At 28.7% G+C, this 13,569-nt stretch carries 8 protein-coding genes; 2 read left to right on the top strand and 6 right to left on the bottom strand.

Annotated features, from left to right (window positions below):
* Positions 1-83: 83 nt before the first annotated feature.
* Positions 84-1,271, top strand: a complete 1,188-nt coding sequence (locus T514_RS0113615; protein ID WP_027625290.1) for a coenzyme F420-0:L-glutamate ligase — start codon at positions 84-86, stop codon at positions 1,269-1,271.
* A 174-nt stretch (positions 1,272-1,445) separates the two neighbouring features.
* Here the strand turns inward: T514_RS0113615 and helD are convergent, their stop codons facing one another.
* The 5 genes from helD to T514_RS0113590 all read right to left on the bottom strand — a co-directional run bounded on the left by helD (position 1,446) and on the right by T514_RS0113590 (position 9,977).
* Complete coding sequence (helD, locus tag T514_RS0113610; protein WP_027625289.1) at positions 1,446-3,740, bottom strand: RNA polymerase recycling motor HelD; 2,295 nt, start codon at positions 3,738-3,740, stop codon at positions 1,446-1,448.
* 89 nt (positions 3,741-3,829) lie between these two features.
* The gene (locus tag T514_RS0113605; RefSeq protein WP_027625288.1) at positions 3,830-5,386 is read right to left on the bottom strand and encodes a hypothetical protein; all 1,557 of its coding nucleotides are present in this window, start codon (positions 5,384-5,386) and stop codon (positions 3,830-3,832) included.
* A gap of 14 nt (positions 5,387-5,400) precedes the next feature.
* Positions 5,401-6,798 carry a sensor histidine kinase gene (locus tag T514_RS0113600; RefSeq protein ID WP_027625287.1) on the bottom strand — a complete coding sequence of 466 codons (1,398 nt, stop codon included), beginning with the start codon at positions 6,796-6,798 and terminating at the stop codon, positions 5,401-5,403.
* Between the two features lie 20 nt (positions 6,799-6,818).
* Positions 6,819-7,505 carry a response regulator transcription factor gene (locus tag T514_RS0113595; protein WP_027625286.1) on the bottom strand — a complete coding sequence of 229 codons (687 nt, stop codon included), beginning with the start codon at positions 7,503-7,505 and terminating at the stop codon, positions 6,819-6,821.
* A 282-nt stretch (positions 7,506-7,787) separates the two neighbouring features.
* Positions 7,788-9,977 (bottom strand): heavy metal translocating P-type ATPase, encoded by a 2,190-nt coding sequence (locus T514_RS0113590; protein WP_027625285.1) that lies wholly within the window; start codon positions 9,975-9,977, stop codon positions 7,788-7,790.
* A gap of 187 nt (positions 9,978-10,164) precedes the next feature.
* Here T514_RS0113590 and pepF point away from each other — a divergent pair, with 187 nt between their 5' ends.
* Complete coding sequence (gene pepF / locus T514_RS0113585; protein WP_027625284.1) at positions 10,165-11,970, top strand: oligoendopeptidase F; 1,806 nt, start codon at positions 10,165-10,167, stop codon at positions 11,968-11,970.
* Positions 11,971-12,079: 109 nt separating this feature from the next.
* Here the strand turns inward: pepF and hisS are convergent, their stop codons facing one another.
* Positions 12,080-13,399, bottom strand: a complete 1,320-nt coding sequence (gene hisS, locus T514_RS0113580) for a histidine--tRNA ligase (RefSeq protein WP_027625283.1) — start codon at positions 13,397-13,399, stop codon at positions 12,080-12,082.
* Positions 13,400-13,569 lie beyond the last annotated feature (170 nt).

Genomic DNA, 13,569 nt, shown 5'->3' with positions numbered 1-13,569 from the left:
TTATTGCAACATTAATGAAATTTTTCTTCATCTGTAGTAAAATAGTAGGGTACCAAAATTTTCATTGAATTGGGGGAGTAATAATGACTAGAACTATTGGAACAGAAGTTAGAGGTTTAAGAGCACCTATAGTAAAAGAAGGTGACGACATTGTAGAAATTGTTGTTAACTCTGTAATGGATTCTATAAAGGAACAAGGCTATTCATTAAGGGATAGAGATGTTATTGGAGTTACTGAATCCTTAGTAGCAAGAGCTCAAGGCAACTACGTAACAGTAGATGAAATTGCCTTTGATGTAAAAAACAAATTTAAAGGTGATATTGGATTAGTTTTTCCTATCTTGAGTAGAAATAGATTTTCAATTATATTAAAGGGTATTGCAAGAAGTGGTAGAAAAATACACTTATTATTAAGTTATCCTTCTGATGAAGTAGGAAATCATCTTATGGATATAGATAAAATGGACGAGCTTAATATAGACCCTTATAAAGATGTACTAACAGAGGAAGACTATAGAAAGCTTTTTGGTAAGGAAGTAAAACATAAGTTTACAGGAATTGATTACATACAAATGTACAAAGATTTAGGTGTAAATGATAATATTTCAGTTTATCTTGCTAATGATCCTAGAGCAATACTTAAATATACGAAGGAAGTACTAGTAGCAGATATTCATACAAGACAAAGAACTAAAAGACTTCTAAAGAATGCTGGAGCTGAAGTGGTTTATGGATTAGATGATATTTGTACTGCTCCTATTAATGGCAGTGGATATAATCCTAATTATGGACTATTAGGTTCAAATAAGTCTACTGAAGAAAGAATAAAACTTTTCCCTAGAAATTGTCAGCCAGTAGTTGATGAAATTCAAAAAAAATTAAAAGATTTAACAGGCAAAAATATAGAAGTTATGGTTTATGGAGATGGAGCTTTTAAAGATCCTGTAGGTAAGATTTGGGAACTAGCTGACCCAGTGGTTTCCCCTGCATATACCGCCGGACTTCATGGAACACCAAACGAACTTAAACTTAAATACTTAGCTGATAATGATTTAAAAGATTTAAACGGTGAGAAAGCTATAGAAGCTATGAGAGAAAAAATTAAAAATAAATCTTCAAACTTAGTAGGTTCTATGGAAACTCAAGGAACTACTCCAAGACAGTTAACAGACCTTTTAGGAAGCCTTTGTGACCTAACTAGCGGAAGTGGAGATAAAGGAACTCCTATTGTTTTAATACAAGGATACTTTGATAATTACGCAACTGAATAAAAGTGCAGAGCACTTTTATTAGAGTACAGAGCAAAGAGAACAGAGTACAGATAAGGATAATTTTTCTCCATTTACATTACGAAAAATTTTAATTTAAGCTTTTCTGTAGTGTTAACGAAAGAAAAGCCTCTCTATCTGTACTCTGTGCTCTAAAAAAAATTGCTCACAATTTTTTTAAATAAGTTCAGAAACTTCTCCCTTGTAAAGTATATATTCTAAATGTAGTGCTCTTGTTAAAACCACATATAGAAGTTTTTTGTCCAATGAAGTATTGGCATATTTGTCTTTACTGCAATTTAAAACTATACTACAATCAAATTCTAATCCCTTAGTCATATAAGAAGGTATAACTAATTTATCACATTTAAATGAGCTATCATCTTCTCCAACAAGTGACCATCCTTTTATATAATTGCTATTTAATAAATGATATACTTCTCTACACTCTTCAAAATCTTTACCAATCAAAGCTATAGTACTTTTCCCTAAAGACTCTACTTCTTTAATTATATTTTTTAGTGTATATAATATTTCTTCATCATTGCTATATCTTATTATTTGTGGAATTTTACCATGTCTTAGCACTGGCTTTGCAGGATTTAAGCTATTTTCTTGTTTCTTTAAAACTTTATTAGCAAAGTTTACTATCTCCACAGTAGAACGATAACTTTGAGTTAAAGGTATATATTCTACTTCATCTTCGTAAACTTCATGAATCAACTTATTCCAATCTCCTATACCTTTGTAATAATATATACTTTGTCCAACATCTCCTACTACTGTAAAAGAATTATTAGATACCATTGATTTTAAAAGATAGATCTCAAAAGAACTATAATCCTGAGCTTCATCTATAACTATATGCTTATATTTTTCTTCCTCTTTAATTCCCTGAATTTTAAATTTTAAATATAACATAGGAGCTAAATCATCACTATCTATAGTCTTATTATTTATATTGGTATTTAATTCATCTCTCATATAATTCCAAAGAGCTTTAGGGACTTTCCCGCTAGTTACTTTTGAGTATATTTCATCATCGTTAAATAATTTAGTATAAAGCTTGACTATATTTATCTTTCCTAAATTATTAAAATACTCTTTCATTATTTTCTTACTTTCCTGCTTTATATTATCTATTTTTTCATTTCTTTCATCATAAAGTTCCGTTAACTTTCTTCTTTTTTCTGCGCTTTCTTCCATAGAATTTCTAACATGTTTTAATAAAAATTCATATTGTTCTTCTATAGTATTATTTATATTTTCTAATCTGTTACCTAATTGAGCATTAAAATACCTTTTCATTTCTTCCTTCCTTTTTTCTAATGGAAGGTGTTTTAAATTTTTAATAAATAAATCTTTTATTTCTTTTCCAGTATAAATTATATAATCATCAATCTTTATATCTTCATAATCCATACCAGTAAATTCAATATATTTTACATATCTGTCCATAATAGTTTTGAAAACTAAGCTTCCTTTAACCTTGCTGCTGTTTACTATGTATTTAATCTGTTTATCACTTAAATTTTCAATTACAAAAGAAAGTTTCTCATCTTTTGAACAAATTTTTTCCTTTAATTGAAGAAGTTCTTTTGACATTTCTTCAAAGGTCTTTTGTGATACTTTGCCACTTCCTAAGTTAGGAAGTACTTCTGATATATAATCTAAAAACAACTTATTAGGTGCAAGTACAAGTACCTCTTCTGGTAATATTTTATTTTTATATTTGTAAAGAAGATATGCTAACCTATGAAGTGCTATTGTAGTTTTTCCAGAACCAGCAGATCCTTGAACTATTAATGCCTTATTTTTTTCACTTCTTATAATATCATTTTGCTCTTTTTGAATAGTTGCAACTATATCCTTAAGCTTTTTATTAGCACTTTCCTCCAAAGTTATCTTTAAAAATTCATCTTGAAGTGCTTCTCCTTCTTCACTTCCTTCTAATGTCTTTAGTATTATTTGATTAGCTCCTTCATCAAAAGCATTAACTAACTTTTTATTCTTTATAATAAATTTACGTTTAAGCAAAAGCTCTCCTTCTATCATTCCATAAGGGCCTTCATAGTTTGCCTTTCCTTCTGTTCCACTATAATATAAATCTGCAATAGGTGCTCTCCAATCGATAACTTTTTCATCTTCTTCTCTATCATCTGTTAATCCAATTTTTCCAATGTAAAAGCTCTCTTTATCTCTTCTTTTTTCTGTAAAATCTATCCTAGCAAAATAAGGGCTTTCTTTCACATCCTTGTAGCCCTTTAATTTCTCTTTAAGCATTTCATGTACTTTAATAGCAGCCTCTAATTGGACACTATATCTTCCTTTAGCTTCTTTCTTTAGCTTTTGCACTGTTTTTTTCATGGATTTATTATTTTCTTGCAAATATTTTATTTCATCTTTTAACCATATAATTGTATCTTGAAGTTTACACTCCTCAAAATTAAACTCTTTACTATCTATAGACATAAAAATTCCTCCAATAGTTAGATTTATAGTTAAGTATACATATAATTGTAAATAAAAAGGCTTCTGATGTAAACAGAAGCCCTAATTATCTAGTCTAATATTAAAACTTTATTGCTTTTTAATTCCTTTTCCCATCTTTCCACATAATCTCCTGTGGCCCACTCTGCCATTACTACACTTTCACCTTCATGTATTTGAATCTTTTTTATTTGTTTATTGGTCAACTGCCCATTTTCTATACTATATACATATATAAAACTCTTACTAATAATTATAGCAATATCTTTGTTAGGTGAAGTATACGCATCTACTGCATCAGGTACTCTTCCCTTTATATCATTCCAAGAAAGATAAAAGTCATCGTAATTTAATACTTTAGCTGGAGGAACCATATTAATATTAAAATCTCCATAAGTAAAATCTTCTGCGTTATTACTATTTAGTCTTCCTTTCATAATCCAGTGACCATTTCTTCTTACCAAAGTAAAACTTTCTTCTCTAGCTTCCTTTTCTAATCTTTTGCTAAATTCTTTATCTTGAGAAGATATAAATGCCTCTCCAGAATTTTTCAAAGCAACCTTCCCATGTTCTCCTGATATATCTGATATCTTTATTCCCTTGCCATATCCTACATTATCTATAGGAAGCACTTGTAAAACACTTTGCCCTTCACTATCTGAAAAGCTTGATGCATTTTTATATTCAGTAGCTACATAATCATTTCCTATAAATAATATTCTTCTTAATACATCGCTTTTGGAATAATTTTTATTATGCAATTCAGCACTTTCTTTTCTATTTCCTGTAGGATAAGCAAATATACTATCTTTAGGATACTTAGAGCCTACATTTTCCCTATTTATGCCTACCCACCAAAATCCATTCATTCTAGGCACAAATAAATTAGGTGCTTCTATTATTGGATGTGGCTCTCTATCTTTAGTAGAAATCCATAAGGTTCTATAAAATATTGTTCCATTTCCATAGCCATCCACTAGTGAGGATTGATATTCTAAAGGTACAGGTGATCTTAAGCCTATTAAAACTCCTGATCTCAATGTGGACTTTTTCTGTGATAAATTTTTCTTTTTAATTTCTTCTAATTTCTTTATATTATCCTTATTTAGTATGTCATTAGTTTTCTCGGAATTATTTTTCAGATAATAAAACACATTGTCAGAGTATACAAGTATTTCTTCATCACTTAATTTTACAAAATCATAAAATAATTTGCTCTCTGAAGTAATGGTTACTACTTCTACATTTTTTGTAGTAATGTTTAATTCTTTAGCATTTACTTTATATGTATAAAAGAAAAAGTTTTGAGCATCTACTTCTTTTATCTTATATTGTGGATTTGGGCATGTTTCTTGACAAAATACTGCGTATTCAATATCAAAAGCAGCCTTTTGTCCTATCATAGTATCTAAATTAGTTCCTTCATCATGATATTTTTTATTTCCATTATTAAATACTTTGTATTTTTCTATCTCCCATACTCCAGTTATAGGTATGAGTTTATTTTTAGGTGCTACTATTTTATCTCTTGTTGTAAGGTTTTTAAATGAACATCCTGTAAAAAGCGTTAAGGGAATAATTATTATTATAAAAAAAGATAAAATAGCTATTATATTTCTTTTTTTCATTATCCTATCTCCTATTATTTTTGCTCTTTAGGCAATTTAATGTAAACAGTAGTACCTACGTTAACTTCGCTTTCTATATAGAAAATTCCATTATGCATCTTTATTATTTCATCGCATATAGATAATCCTATACCATTCTGTGATTTACTACTTTTACCTTTATAAAACTTTTCTTTTACTTTTGGCAACTCATCTTTACTAATACCACACCCATTGTCCTGTATAGCAATAACTACATATTTATCTTCTAGCTTAGCTTTTAATAAAACTTTTCTATCCCCTTCATCTGCAACAAACTTAAAAGCATTATCTAAAATGTTTAAAAACACCTGTTTTATTCTATTACTATCTATATATAATTCAGGTATGTTATCATCATAATCTACAATCAAATTTATTTTTTCTCTTTCTGCACGAGGACCTAAATACTTTTCTATATAATCTACGATACTATGTAAATTTACTTTTTCTTTTTTTATTGTAACTTTTCCTGAAATTAATTTAGAAAAATCTAAAAGTTCCTCTACCATAGAAGAAAGCCTTTCACTTTCATTTTCTATTATCTTAAGTCCATCTCTAATTAAAAATTCTTCAGGTAACTCTTCGGTATTTAATGTAATAGCCCAACCTTTAATTGCAGTAAGAGGAGTTCTAAGCTCATGTGATACAGAAGATATAAATTCATTTTTTAGTTGCTCTTTCTTTAATATTTCCTCTGCCATATAATTTAAAGTATCAGAAAGTTTTCCTATTTCATCATCAACTATCTTATTATTTCTAACTTTTAAATCACCATTAGCCATTTTTTCTGCTGTATCTGTTAATTGTTCTATAGGTTTTATTATGCTGTTTGCAAGAAAAATACTAAATATTCCCACTACTGCTATTACCAAAATGCCTATAACTAAAAACAATAATGCAACCTTATAAATAGCCTTATCTACTTCCTTTAGTGAGCTTATATATCTTAATACTCCTACTATATTACCATCAGATTTCAATGGATAGGCTATAGCCATAACTTTTGAATCATCGTATTCCACATTACCAATCCATTTTCCCTTTTGTCCTTTTAAAGCTTTCTTAAAGTCACTTGTTTCTATATTTTCCTTAGGCTTTATACCAATAGAATCCATTAACACTTTTCCATCTTTATTGATTATTTGTACCTGAGCCTGAGTTTGCTTCCAAAACACATCCACATTGTCCATTACGTTTTCCTCTAATGAATTATTGGAAAAGTATCTAGAATAAAAATTTGCAGAAATCATTATTTGATTTGTTAACACTTCCTCGGTGTTACTATAGTAATATCTTATAACAAAATTAATTAATATAAATTCAATAGCCATAACACTAGTTAATATAATAAGCATAAAATTTTTTAATAATCTTTTCTTTATACTATTCATAATTGCTCCCATTTAATATATCAAGATTTTCTCCATCTATATCCTCTTCCCCATACAGTTTCTATATAAGTTGGATTGGATGGATCATTTTCTATCTTTGCTCTTAATCTACGAATATTTACATCCACTATTTTTGAATCTCCTACAAAATCATATCCCCATACAAGATCTAAAAGTTCATCTCTACTGAAAGCTTTTCCTTCATTTTCAGCAAATATTTTCATAAGCATATACTCTTTAGGTGTTACATCTATTTCTTTACTATCCTTGTATACCTTTTGGGCATAAGTGTCAATTTTAAAAGGTTCACTATATATAGCATCCTCTTTCTCATTTTGAGAAGAGTCCATTCTGCGAAGAAGTGCTTTAACTCTAAGTATTAATTCTGATGGATTAAAAGGTTTAACCATATAATCATCTGCTCCAAACTCTAAACCCATTATTTTATCCATATCCTGTGACCTAGCCGTAAGCATAATTATCCCCATTGATGGAAAATCTTTCCTTAAAACTTCACAAACTTTAAATCCGTCTATTCCTGGCAACATAACATCAAGTATTGCTATAACTGGTTTTTCCAAATTAGCCTTTCTTATTCCTTCTTCCCCGGATTCTGCTTCTATAACAATAAAATCATTTCTTTCAAAATTTATTTTTAAAAATCCCCTAATACTCATTTCATCTTCTACAATAAGTATTTTATTCATTTTTGTCACCCTCCCCATCTTTAACATAGTATAACAAGTTTAACAGCATTTTTAATTATATTCTATCATTACAATGAAAAATAATCATTACAAAAAAATTACAAACAACTTTATTCAATGAAGAATTAATAATGAATAGTGGAAAATATAAGGAGGATTTTCCTCCATTGCATTACAGAAAATCAACTGATAAAAGACCTCTATGTTTCAAACATAGAGGTCTTTTATCAGAACTTTTTATGCCAATAAAAAATTCCTTCTTTTACTCTTCATTCTTCACTCTTAATTTTTTAAGGTTCTCATAGAATTAATTACAGCAATTAGCGCAACTCCTACATCAGCAAATACTGCTTCCCACATATTAGCCATTCCTAAAGCACCTAATATGAGAACTAAGAACTTAATTCCTAGAGCAAATACTATATTTTCTACAACAATTTTTCTAGTTTTCTTAGCTATATTAATTCCAGTTACAATCTTTGAAGGTTCATCTGTCATGATTACCACATCAGAAGCCTCAATAGCCGCATCTGAACCTAAACCTCCCATAGCTACACCAATATCTGCTCTACTTAAAACTGGTGCATCATTTATACCATCTCCTACAAATAGTATATTTCCATTTTTATTTTCATATAGTTTCTCAAACTTATTTACCTTATCTATTGGTAATAATTCTGAATATACCTCATCTATTTCTAATTCCTTACCTACTTTTTCTGCTACTGACTTATTATCTCCAGTAAGCATTACTACTTTCTTTACTCCAATTTTCTTTAACTCATTTATAGCCTTTTTTGAATCTTCCTTTATTTCATCAGAAATAATTATATATCCCCAATATTTATTATCCACTGCTATATGCACTACTGTACCATAGCTATCTACTTCTTTATAATCTATATTCTCCTTTTCCATAAGCTTTTTGTTTCCTAAAAGTAGTTGTCTATCTTTAACCATAGCTTTAACACCATGACCTGAAACTTCTTCATAATTTTTTATAATACTTTTATCTATATCTTTTCCATAATACTCACAAATTGATACTGCAATAGGATGATTTGAAAAGCTTTCTCCTAAGGCTGCCATTTGAACCAACTCTTCTTTATCAACGCCATCCATAGAAACTATTTCAGTAACATTAAAAACTCCTTTTGTTAAAGTACCTGTTTTATCAAATACAACTGTATCTACGCTATTTAATGCCTCTAAATAATTTCCACCCTTAACTAATATACCTTTCTTAGAAGCTGCTCCTATTCCTCCAAAGAATCCTAAAGGAATGGATATAACTAATGCACAAGGACAAGATATTACTAAGAATATTAAAGCTCTGTAAAGCCAATTAGAAAAAATTGCCCCTTCTATTACAAGTGGTGGTATAATAGCTAAAGCTGCTGCTGTAATTACCACTGCTGGAGTATAATATTTTGCAAATTTAGTTATAAACTTTTCTGTTTGTGCCTTTCTACTCGCAGCATTTTCTACTAATTCTAATATTCTAGCTATAGTTGATTGTCCATAATTTTTGCTTACTTTTACAGTAATTAGAGATGTTTTATTTATAAAACCTGATAGTATTTCACTACCTTCTTTTACTTTTCTTTGTACTGATTCTCCTGTTAGAGCTGAAGTATCTACAAAAGTTTCTCCTTTTATAACCTTTCCATCAAGAGGTACTCTTTCCCCTGGTTTTACTACTATTATATCACCTACTTTTACAGCTTCTGGTGATAATTTTACTATTTTATTTCCTCTCTGGGCATTAGCAAATTCTGGTTTAATGTCCATTAAAGCTGAAATAGATTTTCTTGAACGATCTACTGCATAGTCTTGGAACAACTCTCCTACTTGATAAAAGAGCATAACGGATACTGCTTCTGGATACTCTTTAATAGCAAATGCTCCTATAGTGGCTAAAACCATAAGAAAGTTTTCATCAAAAATTTCACCTTTTCCTATATTTCTAACAGCTGTTAATATAACGTCTCCACCTATTAAAATATAACTTAGAATATATATTGAAAGCTGCATCTGTAAATTATCTTTTAAAAATGCTGCACTAATAAGCCCAATAGTTCCGGCAATAATGGTAACTATCTTTCTTCTGCTGTCAATATCTCCATGGTTATGACCATCTTCATAACCATGCTCATGCTGGTGTGTATGCTCATGTCCACTACATTCACAATGATCATTACAACTATGAACTTTATAAGCTTTTTTAAGTCCTTTTTGCTTTTCTACAACCTTCACATGAGGTTCTAATTTATTAACAATATTTTTAGTTTCTTGTAGTACTTTCTCAATATCTTTTTTCTCTTTTAGATTAATAGTTAATGTCCTATTTATAAAATTCATAGAGGCATCATTAACTTCAGAAAGCTCATTTACCTTTCTCTCTATTTTTGATGCACAGTTAGCACAATTTAATCCTTCTAATATAAGTTCCAATTTATTTATTCCTTCCATAATTTTCTCCCCCATCATATTTATATATGAGCACATGTTCATATATAAATATTAATCCTTTTTTTATAATATGTCAATTATTTTAATCTGACATTTTAATTTTTACTTACAATTTTATGTTATAATTTATGGATAAAGTGAAAATAATTAAAATATCTATATTAAAAATTACAAGGGAGGGATAATTTTGGTGGAAACTAAAAAACTAAAGTCCAGAGAGGAAATAGATGCTAATTCCAAATGGAAAATAGAAAAAATATATGAAAACATTCAGCTTTGGGAGGAAGACTTTGAAAATTTAAAAAAGGTAACTCCTGAAATATCTAAATTTGAAGGAAAACTTAATAGTGCTAAAGATTTATTATCCTATTTAAAATTGGAAGAAGAAATCTTAAGACTTGGAGAAAAATTATCTGTTTATGCCCATTGTAGATCTGATGAAGACACTACAAATACAACTTTTCAAAGCTTAAAGTCTAAGATAGATAGTTTTTTCACGGAGATGTTATCAAAAATGGCTTTTTTTACCCCAGAAATACTTTCAATTCCTGAAGATACTCTTTTAAAGGAATTAGATGAACTTCCTGAATTAAAAATATATAAAACTTTAATAAAGGATATTTTAAAATCTAAACCTCATACTCTAAGTAAAAATGAAGAGAATATTATGGCTTCTGTCTCTGAATGTCTAGAAGCCCCTGGAAACATATATAGCATGTTGTCTAATGCAGATATCACTTTTCCTAAAATTAAAGATGAGCATAAAAAAGAAGTAGAACTCACAGATAAAAATTATTCTGTTTATATTTCTTCTAAAAATAGAAAAGTTAGAAAGGAAGCTTTTAAAGCTCTTTTTAGTACTTATGAAAAATACAAAAATACCTTTGCAACTTCACTTACTTCTTCTATAAAGGGTTTTATATTTAATTCGAAAATGAGAAAATATAATTCATCATTAGAAAGTTCCTTAAAGCCTAATGATATTCCTGTAGAAGTTTATAATAAAACCGTAGAAACCATAAATAATAATTTATCTTCTTTGCACAGATATGTAAAAATCAAAAAGAAATTATTAAAATTAGATGACATACACATGTATGATTTATATGTTCCAATAATCGATACTCCTAATGTGCATATAGAATTTGAAAAAGCTATTAAAATAGTGGAAGAAGGTCTAAATCCTCTTGGAAGCGAGTACCTAAATATATTTAACGAGGGTATAAAAGAAGGCTGGATTGATATTTATGAAAATAAAGGTAAAAGAGGGGGAGCATACTCTTCTGGTTCATATGATACTATGCCTTATGTATTATTAAACTATAACTATAAATTAAATGATGTATCCACACTTGCTCATGAAATGGGTCACTCTATACACACTTATTATTCAAAGAAAAATCAACCTTATGTGTATTCAAATTATACTTTATTCTGTGCTGAAGTTGCTTCTACTACTAACGAATGTCTTTTATTAAATCACTTAATAAATAATGAAAAAGATAAAAATATGAAACTATATTTTATAAATCAACAATTAGAACAAATAAGAACTACAGTATTTAGGCAGGTAATGTTTGCAGAGTTTGAAAAACTAACTCATGAAAAATTAGAAGCTGGTAATGCTTTAACTAGTGAAGATCTATGCAATATATGGCATGAATTAAATGTTAAATATTTTGGTGAGGAAATGGTAGTAGATAGTGAAATAGATATGGAATGGTCTAGAATTCCTCACTTCTATTCTGATTTTTATGTATATCAGTATGCTACAGGCTATGCTGCTGCAAATTCATTTGCTAAGAAAATTTTAGCTAAAGAAGAAAATGCTTTAGAAAAATATATAGCTTTTCTAAAGAGTGGCGGCAGTGATTATCCTATTAATATCCTAAAGAAGGCTGGAGTAGACATGAGCACTTCAACTCCTATGGAAGATACTATTAAAAGATTTAATGAATTGCTAGATATGATGGAAAACACAATTAAAGATTAATCATTAGGAATTAATAATTGAAAATTAGAAACCATAAACTAAAAGAAATTCCTTTAAAGGAATTTCTTTTAGTTTATATAATAATTTTTATACAGTTAAAATCATTTGACTATTTATTATTTATCAGTACTATTGCTTCTTCTATAGTCATAGTTTCCTGATTTCCAGTATGCATGTTTTTAAGTGTTACTTTATTATCCCTTACTTCATCAGGTCCTATTAACATAACAAAAGGAATATTTAATTTATCTGCATATCCAAATTTCTTACCAACTTTAGCATCCTCTGAATACATTTCTGCAATTATTCCATTTTCTCTAAGTTTACTAGCAACTTTAATTGACTCTTCTATAAGGTTATCCATAGGAATTACTAATACTTGTGAAAGAGTTGAAGATGCATTTTCTCCTATGATTTTTGCTTCTCTTAACTGATAAAATAATCTAGTTAATCCAATAGATATACCTACTCCAGGTAACTTTTGTTCAGTATAGTATTCTGCAAGATTATCATATCTTCCACCAGAACATACACTTCCTATCTTTGGATAATCATCTAAAATAGTTTCATATACTGTTCCTGTGTAATAATCTAATCCTCTCGCTATAGTTAAATCTATATTGAAATTCTTTTCTGGAACATTGAAACATCTTATATAACTAACAACCTGAGTAAGTTCTTCTAATCCTTCTTTGAATGTTTCATTCTCTATTCCTAAATTTTTTAAAGAAGCTAGTATTGAATCATTTTCACCCTTTATATTAATGAATTCCATTATTCTTTCTACTACTGAATCCTCAAGTCCTAAATTTTTAAGCTCTTCAATTACAGCTTCTCTGCCTATTTTATCTAATTTATCTATAGTTCTTAAAATGTCTACTTTATTTGTAACATTTAAAGATTCAAAGAATCCATTTAGAACTTTTCTATTATTTATATGAATTGTAAAGGACTCAAATCCAAGATCCTTAAAAGTATTATAGATAACAGTTGGAATTTCAGCATCATTTATAATGCTTAACTTTCCATTTCCTATGATATCTATATCACACTGATAAAATTCTCTAAAACGTCCTTTTTGATTTCTTTCTCCTCTGTAAACTTTAGCAATATGGTATCTTCTAAATGGGAAAGTTAAATCTGAAAAGTGCTGAGATACATATCTTGCTAGAGGTACTGTCAAATCAAATCTTAAAGAAAGATCTGTGTCTCCCTTCATAAATCTGTATATCTGTTTTTCAGTTTCTCCGCCACCCTTTGCTAAAAGTATTTCTGATTTTTCTATAGCTGGAGTATCTAGTGGTATAAATCCAAATTTTTCATAATTATGTCTTATAGTATCCATCATTTTATTAAAAACTAATTGGTCTGCTGGAAGTAATTCCATAAAACCTGGTAGTATTGATGGTTTTACAATATCCTTACTCATATATATCCCTCCGTTGCTTTAGTATGATAAATCATTAATATTTTACCTTAGTTTAATATTATTTTCAAATATTTTCTAATAAATTATATCCCTTTAGCTTAATATTATAACATAGAATTTTTTTTATGAATAGTAAAGGTAGTTTAATTATCCTAGATAAAGTAAACTTG

The sequence above is a fragment of the Clostridium lundense DSM 17049 genome (assembly GCF_000619945.1).
In the GTDB taxonomy this organism is placed as follows: Bacteria; Bacillota; Clostridia; order Clostridiales; family Clostridiaceae; genus Clostridium_AO; species Clostridium_AO lundense.
Note: the sequence above shows the minus strand (reverse complement) of the source record. Positions and strands in the feature narration are given on the sequence as shown.